Below are 15,899 nucleotides of genomic sequence, written 5' to 3'. Positions count from 1 at the left end.
GAGGAATACCATGTTAGATTTAAAGTTTGTAAGAGAAAATCCTGAAATTGTAAAGCAGAACATCAAAAATAAATTTCAGGACAGCAAGCTTGCGCTGGTTGATGAAGTCATCGAACTGGACGAGCAAAACCGTGCAGCAAAGCAGGAAGGAGATGCTTTGAGAGCGGAACGAAACAAACTTTCCAAACAGATCGGTGCCTTGATGGGACAGGGAAAGAAAGAAGAAGCAGAAGAGTTGAAGCGGTTGGTAACCGATGCTTCCGACCATCTGGCTGAACTGGAAACAAAGGAAGGCGAACTGGAAGAAAAAATCAAAAAGATCATGATGACCATTCCAAACATTATAGATGCCAGTGTTCCAATCGGTAAGGATGACAGTGAGAACGTAGAAGTACAGCGTTACGGAGAGCCGGTAGTGCCGGACTTTGACATCCCTTATCACACTGAAATAATGGAAAGCTTTGACGGTATCGATCTTGACAGTGCAAGAAAGGTTGCAGGCAACGGTTTCTATTATCTTATGGGAGATATTGCAAGACTTCATTCATCTGTCATATCCTATGCAAGAGATTTTATGATCGGAAGAGGTTTTACCTACTGCATCCCTCCTTTTATGATCCGCAGTGAAGTAGTAACCGGAGTTATGAGCTTTGCAGAGATGGATGCCATGATGTATAAGATAGAAGGAGAGGATTTATACTTAATCGGCACCAGTGAACATTCCATGATCGGAAAATTCATTGATACAATTCTTCCTGAAGCAAAGCTTCCCCAGACACTTACCAGCTATTCACCATGCTTCAGAAAGGAAAAAGGAGCTCATGGACTGGAAGAACGTGGTGTTTACCGGATTCATCAGTTTGAAAAACAGGAGATGATTGTAGTCTGCAAACCGGAAGAGAGCATGGACTGGTATGATAAACTATGGCAGAATACCGTAGACTTATTCAGAACCCTGGATATTCCGGTTAGAACCCTGGAATGCTGCTCCGGTGACCTGGCTGATTTAAAAGTAAAATCTGTGGATGTAGAGGCATGGTCTCCAAGACAGAAAAAATATTTTGAGGTGGGCAGCTGCTCCAATTTAGGAGATGCACAGGCAAGAAGGCTGAAGATCCGTGTATCAGGAGAAGATGGTCAGAAATATTTTGCACACACCCTGAATAATACGGTTGTGGCACCCCCGAGAATGCTCATTGCTTTCCTGGAGAATAATTTACAGGCAGACGGAACCGTGAAGATTCCCGATGCATTGCAGCCATATATGGGCGGCATGAAAGCACTTGTACCAAAGAAATAATAACGTTTCAGTCCGGCTTTTAACAGGTCGGACTCTTTTTGAAAAGGAGAGAACCCATCATGATTACCTTCAACCACTTTAATTTTAATGTACTTGATCTGGAAAAAAGTTTAAAATTCTATAAAGAAGCTCTTGGTCTGTTTCCGGTACGGGAGAAGACAGCAGCTGACGGATCTTTTCGGCTGGTTTATTTAGGGGATGGAAAAACTGATTTCACTCTGGAACTGACTTATTTAACCGACCGTACAGAACCTTATAATCTTGGGGAGTGCGAATTTCATCTTGCATTTCATACAGATGAATATGAGGAGTGCTATAAAAAGCACAAGGAGATGGGCGTGATCTGCTTTGAAAATCCAGGGATGGGAATTTATTTTATCAGTGATCCTGATGGATACTGGCTGGAAATAGTTCCTGCCAGATAAGGAGAAAACAGGTGTTTATAACAGTGAACGGAATCCGGCTTTATTATGAAGTTACGGGCAAAGGACCGGCTGTGATTCTGGTCCATGGAAACGGGGAAAACCACAGCATATTTAAAGAGACAGCAGACTTACTCGGTCGGGATTATACGGTATACGCCCTGGATTCCAGAGGACATGGGAAAAGCTCCGGAAAAGAGAACATCAGTTATGAGAAGATGGCAAAGGATGTGGCGGAATTTATCCGTCTTTTAGAGCTGGATCGTCCGGCCTACTGCGGATTCAGTGATGGAGGTATCATAGGGATACTGGCAGCTTCCAGAGACCCCGGACTTTTCTCCAGGATGGTGATCTGCGGTGCCAATGCATACCCGGAAGGACTAAAGCGCAGATGGCTGATTCTGTTTGGATTCTTAGGACTGCTCTTTCATGATCCCAAGGTTCTTATGATGTTAAACGAGCCGCAGATTTCAGGTAAGGAACTGGAACAGATTACTGTTCCAACCCTCATACTGGCCGGCGAAAGAGATATGGTTCTTACTTCCCATACACAGTATCTGGCATCGAGGATGAAAAACAGCCTTCTTAGAATTCTGCCCGGTGAGACTCATGGAAGCTATGTAATTCACAGCAGAAAACTTTATTTTTATATGAAGAAATTTTTAAATGTACCGGGTAAAACTGAAACCTGATTTTTTTAGGGGTGTAAAGAAAAAATACTTGACACTATAAAAAAAGTATTGTATGATATCACAGGTGATGATATGGAGAAGATTGCAAGACAGGGACTTTTGTATGATTTCTACGGAGCTCTGCTGACAGAGCATCAAAGGAACATCTATGAAGATGTAGTATTATACGATTTATCCCTCAGTGAGATCGCGCAGGAACAGGGAATCAGCCGCCAGGGCGTTCATGATCTGGTAAAGCGGTGTGATAAGATTTTAGAGGGCTATGAAGAGAAGCTTCATCTGGTAGAAAAATTTGAAAAAACCAAGGGACTGGCAAGAGAAATCCGGAATTTAACTGCTGAGTTTGCCGGAACAAAGGACATGAGTCTGATCCATCGCATCGAAGAGATATCGGGCGAAATCATCGAGCTGGAAGCTCATTAGGAGGGCGTTAGATGGCTTTTGAGAGCTTATCCGATAAGTTACAGAATGTATTTAAGAATTTAAGAGGCAAAGGACGTTTGTCCGAAGCGGATGTGAAGACAGCCTTAAAAGAAGTTAAGATGGCTTTATTGGAAGCAGACGTTAACTTTAAGGTTGTAAAACAGTTTATCAGTGCTGTGCAGGAGAGAGCGATTGGACAGGATGTCCAGAACAGTCTGACTCCTGGCCAGATGGTAATAAAGATTGTAAACGAAGAGCTGGTTAAGTTAATGGGCTCTGAGACAACGGAGATAGAATTAAAACCTGCCAGTGAGATTACCGTGATTTTGATGGCTGGTCTGCAGGGTGCAGGTAAGACAACAACAACAGCCAAGATTGCCGGTAAGTTAAAAGCAAAGGGCAGAAATCCCCTTTTGGTTGCCTGTGACATCTACCGCCCCGCTGCGATTAAACAGCTGCAGATCAACGGTGAGAAGCAGGGGGTTCCGGTATTTTCCATGGGAGAAAACCAGAAGCCTGCTGATATTGCAAGGGCTGCACTTGCATCTGCAGCAAAGAATGGCCAGAATGTCGTGATTTTAGATACGGCAGGCCGTCTTCATATAGATGAAGACATGATGAACGAGCTGATTGAGATTAAAGACAGTGTTGAAGTTCATCAGACGATTCTGGTAGTTGATGCCATGACAGGACAGGACGCTGTGAATGTTGCCGGTATGTTCCATGAAAAGATTGGAATTGACGGTGTCATCATTACAAAGCTGGATGGTGATACAAGAGGCGGTTCCGCCCTTTCCATCCGTGCGGTCACCGGAAAACCGGTTCTTTACGTTGGTATGGGTGAAAAACTGTCTGATCTGGAACAGTTTTATCCGGACCGTATGGCCTCCAGAATTTTAGGCATGGGAGATATTCTTTCTCTGATTGAGAAGGCGGAGACCCAGGTGGACGAAGAGAAAGCCAGGGAATTATCCCAGAAGCTCAAAAAAGCAGAATTTGATTACAATGATTTTCTGGACCAGATGACCCAGGTTAAAAACATGGGCGGCATGGCCAGCATTATGAGTATGATGCCTGGCATGGGACAGATGAAAGATATGGATATTGATGAAAAGGCCATGGACCGGGTGGAAGCGATTATCCTTTCCATGACTGCCAAAGAACGGACCAATCCTGACCTGATGAAGAACGCTTCCAGAAAGCAGCGTGTGGCACAGGGAGCAGGGGTTGATATCAGTGAAGTGAACCGGATTGTTAAGCAGTTTGATCAGATGAAGAAGATGATGAAACAGCTGCCCGGAATGCTTGGCGGAGGAAAACGCCGTGGAGGCGCAGGACTTCTTGGTAAACTGAAATTACCGTTTTAATATTACTTTGATGTTAGCAAGGCAGATTTCTGCGTCGCTATATATAAGTTTCACAATTTAAGATTTAAGGAGGTGAATTAGAACATGGCAGTAAAAATGAGATTAAAAAGAATGGGTCAGAAAAAGGCTCCTTTCTATAGAATTGTAGTTGCAGATTCCAGATCTCCCAGAGATGGCAGATTCATCGAAGAAGTTGGATACTATGATCCTACCACAGAACCAAGCGTAATCAAGTTTAACGAAGAGAACGCTAAAAAGTGGTTAGCAACAGGTGCTCAGCCAACAGAAGTTGTAAGCAAGCTTTTAAAGATCGCCGGTATCCAGTAGTGAGAGGTGAAGCATATGAAGGAATTAGTAGAAGTAATTGCAAGAGCACTGGTTGATAATCCAGATCATGTTGCTGTTACTGAGACTGTAAAAGACGATGAAATCGTCCTTGAACTTACGGTAGAACCTTCCGATATGGGTAAGGTAATTGGCAAACAGGGCCGTATTGCGAAAGCGATCCGCTCTGTTGTAAAAGCAGCAGCTTCCAAAGAAGATAAAAAAGTTACTGTAGAAATCCAGTAGCTTTTGTAAGACCGCCGGCCTGTCGGGAAGACGGTCTTCTTTTGCTTTCCTAAACCAGTGGTTTACGAAACAATGTGGAGAATTAAGCCGGATAGTAATATCCGGTTTCTTTTATATGATATGGAGAGACAAATGGAAAATTTGCTAAGAGTCGGAGTGATTTCTTCCACCCATGGGGTAAAGGGAGAAGTGAAGGTGTTTCCAACAACGGATGATTCCACCCGTTTTAAACAGTTAAAAAAAGTGATTCTGGATACAGGCCGGGAACAGATAGATTTAGAAATTGAGGGAGTAAAATTCTTCAAAAATATGGTAATCCTGAAGTTTAAAGGATATGATTCCATTGATGAAATTGAAAAATACAAGGGTAAGGATCTTTTGATCACGAGAGATCTGGCAGTGGAACTGGGCCCTGATGAAAACTTTATTATTGACCTCATCGGTCTTTTAGTGGTAACAGATGATGGGGAAGAACTGGGGACATTGACCGATGTGATTAAAACGGGGGCCAATGATGTCTATGAGGTTAAGATGACTGATGGCAGAGAGGTTCTTCTTCCTGCAATTAAAGAATGCGTCCTCAATGTGGATCTGGAGAAGAAAACCGTCACAGTCCATATGATGGACGGGCTTCTGGATTAAGGATAGGAGTGGAAATAAAGAATGAATTATCATATATTGACGCTGTTTCCTGATATGGTCTTAAACGGCTTAAATACCAGCATTATCGGAAGAGCTGCAGAAAAAGGACTTTTATCCATAGAAGCAATTGATATAAGAGACTATTCGAAAGACAAGCACCACAGTGTGGATGATTACCCATACGGTGGCGGTGCGGGAATGGTGATGCAGCCCATGCCCATATGCGAAGCTTACGATGATCTGTGCAGGAAGACTGGCAAGAAGCCCCGTGTGATTTACATGACACCCCAGGGAACTGTGTTCAATCAGACGATTGCAGGGGAACTTGCCAAAGAAGAGGATCTGGTTTTTCTTTGCGGTCACTACGAGGGAATTGACGAGAGGGCATTAAATCTTGTGGCAACGGACTTCTTGTCCATTGGAGACTATGTGCTGACCGGCGGAGAGCTTCCTGCCATGGTCATGATTGACTGCATCTCCCGGTTAATACCGGGTGTGTTAAATAATGAGTCCTCAGCTGAATTTGAATCCTTTCATGACAATCTGCTTGAGTATCCCCAGTATACCAGGCCGGAGGAGTACAGGGGATTAAAGGTTCCTGAGGTTTTATTATCCGGACACCACAAGAATATTGAAAGCTGGAGACGGGAGCAATCCATAAAGCGGACTTTAGAGCGGAGACCGGATCTTTTAAAAGAAGCGGTTCTGTCAAAAAAAGAAGAAGAATATTTAAATAAGCTTGTAAAAGAACAGGAAATCAGGGAATAATTATAGTGAAAAAGGGTTGCATTCGACAACCCTTTATGATAAAATACAAAATGTTGTGATCAAAAGGCGATGGTCCTCTGTTACGGATTCCAGTATGAAGTATTAAGAACATCAAATAAAATCAAGGAGGTTCACACGATGAACGAAATTATTAAGAATATTGAAGCAGCACAGTTAAAGCAGACCGTACCGGTGTTCCATGTTGGTGATACTGTAAAAGTATACAACAAGATCAAAGAGGGAACCCGCGAAAGAATCCAGATTTTTGAAGGAACCGTTATCAAGAGACAGAACGGCGGCGCAAGAGAAACCTTTACTGTAAGAAAGAACTCTAACGGTATCGGCGTTGAGAAAACCTGGCCATTACATTCCCCTTCCGTAGACAACGTTGAAGTTGTAAGAAAGGGTAAAGTAAGAAGAGCAAAACTGAATTACTTAAGAGACAGAGTTGGTAAGGCTGCTAAGGTCAAAGAACTGGTTAAATAATTCCGGAACATTTGAGGGGGACAATGTAAATTGTCCCTTTCTTTAGTAGGTGGGGTGTCATAGATGGATTTTTATCATAGTGAAGATAATAACAGGCTCCGCCATTTTGTCAACTGGATTGTTGACATCGTTGTAGTGATTGCATTTGCATGGTTTCTGGTCTATGCTTATGGAACTCAGATCGTTGTTGCAGGGCATTCCATGCTACCCCTTTTAGCGTCCGGTGATGTGGTTTTAATGGATCGCCTGTCCTATGATTTTGGGAAGCCGGACCGGTTTGATGTGGTTGTGTTTCAAAGAGAAGACCAGAAGATGAATGTAAAGCGCATCGTTGGACTGCCGGGAGAGACGGTACAGATCAAAAACGATGAGATCTATATCAATGGCGAGAAGCTGGAAGAACCGGCAGGACTTGGCCGGATATCTCTGGCAGGGCTGGCTGAAAAGCCCATGAAGCTGGGAGAAGAGGAATATTTTTTGTTAGGAGATAACCGGGACAGCAGTGAAGACAGCCGTTTTTCCAATATTGGGAATGTAAGCGGCAGTCAGATCAAAGGGAAAATATGGTTACGAATGCTGCCCCTTGTAAAGCTGGAATTAATTCGTTCGAAGTAGAGGAATGTTATGAATATACAATGGTATCCAGGTCACATGACCAAAGCCAAAAGGGCAATGAAGGAAGATATCAAATTAATTGATTTGATTATCGAACTGGTAGATGCAAGAGTGCCTTTAAGCAGCCGAAATCCGGATATAGATGATCTGGGAGCAGGGAAAGCCCGCCTGATACTGCTGAATAAATCAGATCTTGCAGATGAACGGTGTAATAATGCATGGGCAGCTTATTTTGAAGAAAAGGGTTGTCATGTTGTAAAAGTGAATTCAAAAAGCGGTGCAGGCTTAAAATCTATTAACGGTGTTGTTTTGGAAGCCTGTAAGGAAAAGATCGAACGGGACCGGAGAAGGGGAATCTTAAACCGCCCGGTACGTGCCATGGTAGTTGGAATTCCCAATGTGGGAAAGTCCACATTTATTAATTCTTTCGCAGGGAAAGCCTGTGCAAAAACAGGAAATAAGCCGGGTGTCACAAAGGGAAACCAGTGGATCCGTCTGAATAAAAGCCTGGAGCTCCTTGACACACCGGGAATATTGTGGCCAAGATTTGAAGATCAGACGGTAGGCATCCGTCTTGCTCTCATCGGTTCCATCAACGATGAGATTTTAAATAAAGAGGAACTGGCCATGGAACTGATCCGTTTCTTAATGAAATCCTATCCGCATGTTTTATCCGAACGTTATGAGCTTTCAGCAGAAGATCCGCTGGAAGGTCTCATGCAGATCGCAAAGGCCAGAGCCTGTCTTGCAAGAGGAGGAGAACTGGATTTAAACAGAGCGGCTAATCTGCTGATTGAGGACTTCAGAAGCGGAAAACTGGGCCGTCTGACCCTGGAGACTCCGCAGCAATCATAAGAATACATCAATGGGCCGGCTCATTTACAGGAGCAGGTCCTTATTTTTAATCATATTACTGGAGAAAAAGGATGAGAAAATTAACAGAAGAGAAACGTCTGGAAGAGTTAAAACGGTTAGAAGTGATGAAGGAATTTGAACTGAAATATGATGCTCACGTACTTGTCTGCGGGATTGACGAGGCAGGAAGGGGTCCTTTGGCAGGACCTGTTGTTGCAGGAGCGGTTATACTACCCAGAGATTGTGAAATCCTCTTTTTAAATGATTCGAAAAAGCTGTCTGAAAAGCGCAGGGAAGCTTTATTTGAGGAAATACAGGAAAAGGCACTGGCAGTTGGACTGGGCGTAGTGGGTCCGGACAGGATTGACGAAATCAATATATTGCAGGCAACCTATGAAGCCATGAGAACTGCGGTTTCAAAAATGGGAATGGTACCTGAAATCCTGTTAAATGATGCGGTTACCATTCCATTGCTTGACATTCCCCAGATCCCCATCGTGAAAGGGGATGGAAAAAGCGTGTCAATCGCAGCTGCCAGTATCATGGCAAAAGTGACAAGAGATCATATGATGGAAGAGTATGATAAACTATTTCCCCAGTATGGTTTTGCAAAACACAAGGGATATGGCACCGGAGCCCACATTGTAGCACTGAAAGAACATGGACCATGCCCCATTCACAGGAGGAGTTTCATTAAACATTTCGTGTCCGGGGAGAACCATGAATAACAGAGAGACCGGAAGCCGGTTTGAAGGGATCGCAGCAGATTATCTGGAACGTGCCGGCTATGAAATTCTGGAGCGGAATTACCGGGACCGGTCAGGAGAAATCGACTTAATAGCAAAAGATGGAATGTATTATGTGTTTATAGAGGTAAAATACCGGGAGAATATAAAAAAGGGAGATCCTGCAGAAGCGGTGGATGCCAGAAAACAGCTGAAAATAAGGAATACTGCTAGACGGTATTTATACAGACACCGGCTGGGAGAGTCCGTCCCATGCAGGTTTGATGTGGTGGCTATCTTAGGGCAGGAAATCAGATTGATTCCGGATGCATTTTAAAAGGAGGTGCTGGAATGAGTGATATATGGAAACGTAAGGACAAAGAACTGGGAATGGATTATATTGAGACAGATCCGGTACCTTATTTATCCTTTCCCATATTGGAAAAAACAGGACTGGTTACCCAGGGATTTTCCACAAAAATGGGTGGAGTCAGCCAGGGTAAATTTGCAACACTTAATTTTACATTTACCAGAGGAGACAATCCCGATCATGTAATGGAGAATTACAAAAGAATGGGTGCAGCTCTTGGCGTCGACGAAAAACGGATGGTTTTATCTTATCAGACCCATACCACCAATGTCCGTCTGGTTACGAAAGAGGATGCCGGCAAGGGAATTGTAAAGGAAAGAGATTACACAGATGTTGACGGGCTTATCACCAATGTCCCGGGAATTACTCTGGTCACCTTTTATGCGGACTGTGTTCCCCTGTATTTCTTAGATCCGGTGCATAAAGCAATCGGACTCAGCCATTCGGGCTGGAGAGGCACGGTAAAGCGTATGGGAGCAGTCACGGCCGAAAAAATGAAGGAAGTATACAAAACAAAAGCAGAAGATTTAATTGCCTGTATCGGTCCCAGTATCTGCGGGGACTGCTATGAAGTAGGGGAAGAGGTGGCTTTGGAATTTAAAAAGGCTTTTGCAAAAAAAGACTGGGATAAGATTCTGCGGGAAAAAGAGAATGGCAAGTTCATGCTGGATTTATGGAAAGCCAATGAAATCATACTGACGGAGGCCGGATTGAGACCGGAGAACATACAGATAACGGATATCTGCACCCACTGCAATTCCGATTATCTGTTTTCTCACCGCACCTGCGGAAATGACAGGGGTAATCTGGCAGCATTTCTGGGATTAAAAGAATAAGGCAGTAAAAATCCGGAAGAATCCGTTCGTTCTTCCGGACTTTTACTGCATGATATAAGTGGCTTATGCTTTGTATTTTTTCAGCAGCTGCTGAATCTTATCCGTTGAGGATAATGCTGTACTGATGGAGACATCGTGGTTTAAGGAATTTACAATTGCAGCGATATACTTGCTGATGTCGGCTTCTACATACCACTCTCTGTTAAACAGCTCTTTGGGACGGTAATTTAAGTTTGTAGTTACAACTCTGTCAATGTATCCTTTGCTGTAATAATCATCAAACTTATCAAGACCATTGGTGAACAGTCCGAATGTACAGCATACAATTACCTTGTCCGCCTTGCGTTCTTTTAATTCCCTGGCAGTATCCAACATGCTTTCCCCGGAAGAAATCATATCATCTACGATCAGCACTGTTTTGCCTTCCACGGAAGCACCAAGAAACTCATGAGCTACGATGGGGTTGCGTCCGCCTACAACTTTGGAATAATCTCTTCTTTTGTAGAACATACCCATATCTACACTTAAGTTATTGGCAAGGTATACGGCGCGGTCCATGGCACCTTCATCGGGGCTTATAACCATCATGTGTTCTTTGTCAATCTTTAAATCAGGATATTGTCTTAAAACTGCTTTCGTAAACTGGTAAGTCGGCATGAAATTGTCAAAGCCGTTTAAAGGGATGGCATTCTGCACTCTGGGGTCATGGGCATCAAAGGTAATAATATTGCTTACTCCCATATTCACCAGTTCTTCTAATGCCATTGCACAGTCAAGGGATTCCCGCTTGGTTCTCTTGTGCTGGCGGCTTTCATATAGAAATGGCATAATTACGCTGACCCTGTGGGCAGTAGCTGTACATGCACCGAGAATACGCTTTAAATCCTGAAAATGATCGTCAGGAGACATGTGGTTTGTATATCCGTTCACTGTATAGGATATGCTGTAATTAGTGACATCCACCATTGCGAAAACATCGGTACCACGGACAGATTCCTTGACGATTCCTTTTGCTTCGCCGCTTCCAAAGCGAGGACACTCGCAGCTTAGAAGATAAGAATCGATATCGTAACCGCGGTAGTGAAGATCTGCCTCACGGCGCTTTAACTCCTCGATATCGTTTCTGCGAAAACCGACAATATGGTCATTTACCTTCCTGGCCAGTTCCCCGCAGCTTTCCAGCGCTGCGATCTTTAAGGGAGCAACAGGTAGCTGGTCGTTAAATACATAATCATTTGCCATGACAAAGATTCCTCCATAATAAATGAACAGCCAGTCGTAAGACTGCCTGTTTTATAATCTTACATCTTTTTATACCATTGAATGACAGAATGCGTCAATAGTCTTTGCAGTATTTCGCTGAAAAAAACAAAAAACGCTTCCTTTACAAAGAGTGACAATCTTGTTATGATATAAAAGATAGCTGCAGAAAGGTAAAATAGAAATGAGCAAAAGAGGACATGTTATTAAAGCTGTAGACACCGGTTCTATTGCAGAAGAACTGGAACTGGAACCAGGAGATGAAGTTCTTTCCATCGACGGACATGAACTGGAAGACATCTTCGATTATGAGTATTACGTAAACAGTGAATCCATTCTTATGACCGTAAGGAAAAAAAACGGGGAAGAGTGGGAATTAGAAATAGAGAACCAATATGAAGATTTAGGACTTACTTTCGAGAACGGTCTGATGAGTGAGTACCGTACCTGCAGGAATAACTGCATTTTCTGCTTTATTGACCAGATGCCTCCCGGAATGAGGGACACTCTCTACTTTAAAGATGACGATTCCAGACTTTCGTTCTTACAGGGAAACTATGTCACCTTAACCAACATGAGTGAACACGATATTGAGCGGATCATTGAGTTTAAACTGGCACCTATTAATATATCTGTTCACACCACGAATCCTGAACTGAGGTGTAAGATGCTTCATAACCGGTTTGCAGGTGAAGCTCTTGAAAAAATTGACCGGCTGTATGAGGCAGGGATATCCATGAACGGACAGATCGTGCTGTGCAAAGGTGTGAATGACAAAGAAGAACTGGAACGAACCATAAGAGATTTATCGAAGTATCTCCCTTATATGGAAAGTGTATCGGTGGTGCCGGTAGGCGTATCAAAATTCAGGGATGGATTATTCCCTTTAAGCCCTGTTACAAAAGAGGATGCCATATCCGTTCTGGAGATTGTGGAGCGGTGGCAGAAGTCACTTTTTAAAGAGCATGGCTGCCATTTTATTCATGCGAGCGATGAGTTTTATATTCTGGCTGAGAGACTTATGCCGGAAGAAAACCGGTATGACGGATACATTCAGCTGGAAAATGGTGTGGGTATGCTTCGGCTTTTAGAGACTGAGGTAAAAGAAGCCCTGAAAGAAGAAGGGGAAGATGATGCCGCAGAGGAGATATCCATTGCAACAGGAACGCTTGCAGCGCCATTTATAGAAGATCATGCAAGGCTGGTTTGCGAAAGGTTTCCGGGGCGGACCGTTCATGTCTACCCTATCGTTAATCATTTCTTTGGTGAGCAGATTACAGTTGCCGGTTTAATTACCGGACAGGATTTGATCGCCCAGTTAAAAGGAAAACCTCTTGGGAAGAGACTTCTTCTTCCAGAGTGCATGTTTCGCAGCGGAGAAGAGGTATTTCTTGATGACCTGACCCGTCAGGATGTACAAAATGCTTTACAAGTACAGGTAGATATTGTAAAATCAAGCGGTCAGGATTTCGTTTACGCTGTTTTAGGATACACTGAGGAAAAGAAACCTTCTTACGACGGATATGAATTAAAGGAGATATAATATATGAGTAAACCAGTAGTTGCCATCGTAGGCCGCCCTAATGTGGGAAAGTCTACGCTGTTTAATGTTTTAGCCGGTGAGACTATTTCTATTGTAAAAGACACACCGGGAGTAACAAGAGACCGTATTTATGCCGACTGTACCTGGCTGGATATGAATTTTACCCTGATTGATACCGGCGGAATTGAACCGGACAGCAGTGATATCATCCTTTCCCAGATGCGGGAACAGGCGGAGATCGCCATTGCTACTGCAGATGTCATCGTGTTTATTGTGGATGTACGTCAGGGTCTGGTAGATGCCGATTCAAAGGTTGCAGATATGCTTCGCAAATCAAAGAAACCGGTTGTCCTTGCAGTGAATAAGGTGGACAGTTTCCAGAAGTTCGGCAATGATGTATATGAATTTTATAATCTTGGAATCGGAGATCCCATCCCTGTTTCAGCGGCTTCCAGACTGGGACTTGGTGATTTGCTTGATGAAGTTGCAAAACATTTTGGCACATTTCAGACAGAAGAGGAAGATGATGACCGTCCAAGAATCGCAATCGTTGGAAAACCCAATGTGGGAAAATCTTCTATTATTAATCAGCTGCTGGGTGAAAACCGTGTCATTGTATCCAATATTGCAGGGACTACAAGAGATGCCGTAGATACGGAAATCGTCCATAATGGTACGGAATACGTATTTATTGACACAGCAGGACTTAGAAGAAAGAGTAAAATTAAAGAAGAGCTGGAGCGTTACAGCATTATCCGTACTGTGACAGCAGTAGAACGGGCCGATGTGGTGGTTGTGGTAATCGACGCAGAAGAAGGCGTTACCGAGCAGGATGCCAAGATCGCAGGAATTGCCCATGAACGGGGCAAGGGAATCATTGTGGCTGTGAATAAGTGGGACGCCATTGAAAAAGATGACAAGACCATTTATGAATACACCAGGAAAATAAAAGATACCTTATCCTTTATGCCATATGCGGAGTTTATATTTATTTCTGCAAAGACCGGACAGAGAATGAATAAGCTTTTTGAACTGATTGATATGGTCAGGGAGAATCAGACTCTGCGCGTTGCAACCGGAGTTTTAAATGAAATTATGACGGAAGCAGTTGCTCTTCAGCAGCCGCCGTCTGACAAGGGCAAGCGTCTCCGCCTTTACTATATCACCCAGGTAGCTGTGAAACCGCCGACGTTTGTTATCTTTATAAACGATAAGGAACTCACCCATTTCTCCTATACCAGGTATATAGAGAACAAGATCCGGGATGCGTTTGGTTTTAAGGGAACATCCTTAAAGTTTATTTATAGAGAGCGGAGCGGAAAGGAACAATAATTATGGAACGAATCATCTGCCTTATTGCAGGATATCTTTGCGGACTGTTGCAATCCGGTTATTTTTATGGGAAAACACAAAAAATTGATATCAGAAAATACGGAAGCGGTAATTCCGGCACCACCAATGCACTACGGGTCATGGGGCCTAAAGCGGGAGCAGTCGTCTTTTTCGGTGATTTTTTAAAGTCGCTTCTTCCCTGCCTGGCAATCCGCCTGGTGTTTCAGAACCAGCCGGAGATGATATATCTTCTGATCCTGTATACCGGTTTCGGTGTTATTCTGGGTCATAATTATCCGTTTTATCTGCAGTTCAAGGGCGGAAAGGGAATTGCCGCTACTGCAGGTCTTATTATGGCGACTGATTTAAGAATGACCCTTTTGTGCCTGATTTCTTTTATTTTAATCGTATTGATTACAAGATATGTATCTCTTGGTTCACTGGTTGTAGCAACCATATTCCTTATCTGGATGTGTGTGTTTGCATCTGTGGGTGCATATGGACTGAAACAGGATCTTCTGCCGGAATTTTACATAGTTGCGGCATTGATCAGCGGTCAGGCATTCTGGCGCCACAGGGCAAATATCGGCAGGCTGATCCGTGGCAAAGAGAATAAAATATCCTTTGGATCAGGAAAAACAAAATGAGGTGAGTCAGATGGCTAAAATTGGAATCATCGGATCAGGAAGCTGGGGTATGGCATTATCTGTACTTCTATATAATAATGGACATGAGGTGACGGTCTGGTCCGCTCTGCCGGAGGAAATTAAAGAGATGGAGCAGATTCACCGGCATCATACGCTTCCGGAACTGATACTTCCGGAAGACATGGTATTTACGGAAGATCTGGAAGAAGCCATGACAGGAAAGGATCTTTTAGTTACTGCAGTTCCGTCTGTTTATGTCAGGTCAACGGCGAAACGGATGAATCCATTCTGCCGCTATGGGCAGGTGGTTGTGAATGTGGCAAAAGGAATTGAAGAAACGACTCTGATGACTTTGTCTGAGATTCTGGAAGAAGAGCTGCCTATGGCAGATGTTGCGGTATTATCCGGACCAAGTCATGCGGAGGAAGTGAGCAAGGGACTTCCCACGACCTGTGTGGCAGGCGCGTCTACGAGAAAGACTGCCGAATACATTCAGAGCATGTTTATGAGCGAGGTATTCCGGGTCTATACAAGCCCGGACATTCAGGGGATTGAGCTTGGAGGGTCTTTAAAGAATGTCATTGCGCTGGCAGCGGGTATTGCAGACGGACTGGGATATGGAGATAATACAAAGGCTGCTTTGATCACCAGAGGCATTACTGAAATTTCCAGACTTGGCACTGCAATGGGAGGAAAGATTCAGACGTTCGGGGGGTTATCCGGAATCGGTGACTTAATTGTAACCTGCGCCAGCATGCACAGCCGGAACAGAAGAGCCGGAATTCTCATAGGCCAGGGAAAGTCCATGGAAGAAGCCACAAGGGAAGTGAAGATGGTTGTAGAGGGAGTCTACTCTGCAAAAGCAGCGCTGGCCTTATCACAGAAATATGAGGTGTCCATGCCTATCGTAGAACAGGTGAACGCAGTGCTGTTTGACGGCAAGTCAGCGTCAGAAGCAGTTCGGGATTTAATGCTGCGGGATAAGACGATTGAAAGTTCTGATATTCCGTGGGAATAATTCAAAAGCTGACTTTATTTTGTTGTTT

At 43.7% G+C, this 15,899-nt stretch carries 20 protein-coding genes; 19 read left to right on the top strand and 1 reads right to left on the bottom strand.

The genetic code is table 11. The annotated features are described in order from the left end of the window. The first annotated feature begins 10 nt into the window (after window positions 1-10). The 15 genes from serS (at window position 11) to pgeF (ending at window position 10,071) form a co-directional block, all read left to right on the top strand. Window positions 11-1,300, top strand: coding sequence for a serine--tRNA ligase (gene serS / locus V7D18_RS27300; RefSeq protein WP_426159176.1), 1,290 nt, complete (start codon window positions 11-13; stop codon window positions 1,298-1,300). A gap of 59 nt (window positions 1,301-1,359) precedes the next feature. Continuing rightward, the gene (locus V7D18_RS27295; RefSeq protein WP_314463257.1) at window positions 1,360-1,725 is read left to right on the top strand and encodes a VOC family protein; all 366 of its coding nucleotides are present in this window, start codon (window positions 1,360-1,362) and stop codon (window positions 1,723-1,725) included. A gap of 11 nt (window positions 1,726-1,736) precedes the next feature. Then, window positions 1,737-2,414, top strand: a complete 678-nt coding sequence (locus tag V7D18_RS27290) for an alpha/beta fold hydrolase (protein ID WP_426159173.1) — start codon at window positions 1,737-1,739, stop codon at window positions 2,412-2,414. A 72-nt stretch (window positions 2,415-2,486) separates the two neighbouring features. Beyond that, the gene (ylxM, locus tag V7D18_RS27285) at window positions 2,487-2,837 is read left to right on the top strand and encodes a YlxM family DNA-binding protein (protein WP_117415537.1); all 351 of its coding nucleotides are present in this window, start codon (window positions 2,487-2,489) and stop codon (window positions 2,835-2,837) included. A gap of 11 nt (window positions 2,838-2,848) precedes the next feature. Further along, window positions 2,849-4,204, top strand: a complete 1,356-nt coding sequence (gene ffh / locus V7D18_RS27280) for a signal recognition particle protein (RefSeq protein ID WP_426159171.1) — start codon at window positions 2,849-2,851, stop codon at window positions 4,202-4,204. An 84-nt stretch (window positions 4,205-4,288) separates the two neighbouring features. Beyond that, on the top strand, window positions 4,289-4,531 hold the full coding sequence (gene rpsP, locus V7D18_RS27275; RefSeq protein WP_104437504.1) for a 30S ribosomal protein S16: 243 nt from the start codon (window positions 4,289-4,291) through the stop codon (window positions 4,529-4,531). 15 nt (window positions 4,532-4,546) lie between these two features. Further along, window positions 4,547-4,774, top strand: a complete 228-nt coding sequence (locus V7D18_RS27270; RefSeq protein WP_104437503.1) for a KH domain-containing protein — start codon at window positions 4,547-4,549, stop codon at window positions 4,772-4,774. 132 nt (window positions 4,775-4,906) lie between these two features. Beyond that, window positions 4,907-5,416: a ribosome maturation factor RimM gene (gene rimM / locus V7D18_RS27265; protein WP_426159168.1), complete on the top strand. Its 510-nt coding sequence runs from the start codon at window positions 4,907-4,909 to the stop codon at window positions 5,414-5,416. 21 nt (window positions 5,417-5,437) lie between these two features. Then, the gene (trmD, locus tag V7D18_RS27260) at window positions 5,438-6,184 is read left to right on the top strand and encodes a tRNA (guanosine(37)-N1)-methyltransferase TrmD (protein WP_426159166.1); all 747 of its coding nucleotides are present in this window, start codon (window positions 5,438-5,440) and stop codon (window positions 6,182-6,184) included. A gap of 138 nt (window positions 6,185-6,322) precedes the next feature. Beyond that, the gene (rplS, locus tag V7D18_RS27255) at window positions 6,323-6,670 is read left to right on the top strand and encodes a 50S ribosomal protein L19 (protein WP_097004120.1); all 348 of its coding nucleotides are present in this window, start codon (window positions 6,323-6,325) and stop codon (window positions 6,668-6,670) included. Window positions 6,671-6,733: 63 nt separating this feature from the next. After that, complete coding sequence (gene lepB / locus V7D18_RS27250) at window positions 6,734-7,285, top strand: signal peptidase I (RefSeq protein ID WP_426159164.1); 552 nt, start codon at window positions 6,734-6,736, stop codon at window positions 7,283-7,285. A gap of 9 nt (window positions 7,286-7,294) precedes the next feature. Further along, a complete protein-coding gene (gene ylqF / locus V7D18_RS27245) occupies window positions 7,295-8,140 on the top strand; it encodes a ribosome biogenesis GTPase YlqF (protein ID WP_426159162.1) in 846 nt (281 codons plus the stop codon). Window positions 8,141-8,211: 71 nt separating this feature from the next. Further along, window positions 8,212-8,868: a ribonuclease HII gene (locus tag V7D18_RS27240; protein WP_426159160.1), complete on the top strand. Its 657-nt coding sequence runs from the start codon at window positions 8,212-8,214 to the stop codon at window positions 8,866-8,868. Beyond that, entirely contained in the window at window positions 8,861-9,202 is a 342-nt protein-coding gene (locus V7D18_RS27235; RefSeq protein WP_426159158.1) for a YraN family protein, read from the top strand. The genes V7D18_RS27240 and V7D18_RS27235 overlap by 8 nt, the downstream gene beginning before the upstream one ends. Window positions 9,203-9,216: 14 nt before the next feature. Continuing rightward, the gene (pgeF, locus tag V7D18_RS27230) at window positions 9,217-10,071 is read left to right on the top strand and encodes a peptidoglycan editing factor PgeF (RefSeq protein ID WP_426159156.1); all 855 of its coding nucleotides are present in this window, start codon (window positions 9,217-9,219) and stop codon (window positions 10,069-10,071) included. Window positions 10,072-10,134: 63 nt separating this feature from the next. Here pgeF and V7D18_RS27225 read toward each other — a convergent pair whose 3' ends face one another. Then, on the bottom strand, window positions 10,135-11,313 hold the full coding sequence (locus V7D18_RS27225) for a ribose-phosphate pyrophosphokinase (RefSeq protein ID WP_426159154.1): 1,179 nt from the start codon (window positions 11,311-11,313) through the stop codon (window positions 10,135-10,137). Window positions 11,314-11,515: 202 nt separating this feature from the next. Between V7D18_RS27225 and V7D18_RS27220 the strand changes: the two genes are divergently transcribed. From V7D18_RS27220 to V7D18_RS27205, 4 genes are read left to right on the top strand one after another with little or no spacing between them, the layout of a single operon-like run. After that, window positions 11,516-12,874, top strand: a complete 1,359-nt coding sequence (locus V7D18_RS27220) for a DUF512 domain-containing protein (RefSeq protein ID WP_426159153.1) — start codon at window positions 11,516-11,518, stop codon at window positions 12,872-12,874. A gap of 3 nt (window positions 12,875-12,877) precedes the next feature. Then, window positions 12,878-14,206: a ribosome biogenesis GTPase Der gene (der, locus tag V7D18_RS27215; protein ID WP_426159152.1), complete on the top strand. Its 1,329-nt coding sequence runs from the start codon at window positions 12,878-12,880 to the stop codon at window positions 14,204-14,206. A gap of 2 nt (window positions 14,207-14,208) precedes the next feature. Next, on the top strand, window positions 14,209-14,853 hold the full coding sequence (gene plsY, locus V7D18_RS27210; RefSeq protein WP_426159150.1) for a glycerol-3-phosphate 1-O-acyltransferase PlsY: 645 nt from the start codon (window positions 14,209-14,211) through the stop codon (window positions 14,851-14,853). A gap of 10 nt (window positions 14,854-14,863) precedes the next feature. After that, a complete protein-coding gene (locus tag V7D18_RS27205) occupies window positions 14,864-15,871 on the top strand; it encodes an NAD(P)H-dependent glycerol-3-phosphate dehydrogenase (RefSeq protein ID WP_426159264.1) in 1,008 nt (335 codons plus the stop codon). Window positions 15,872-15,899 lie beyond the last annotated feature (28 nt).

It is taken from the genome of Lacrimispora sp. 38-1, from assembly GCF_049890855.1.
Taxonomy (GTDB): domain Bacteria; phylum Bacillota; class Clostridia; order Lachnospirales; family Lachnospiraceae; genus Lacrimispora.
Note: the sequence above shows the minus strand (reverse complement) of the source record. Positions and strands in the feature narration are given on the sequence as shown.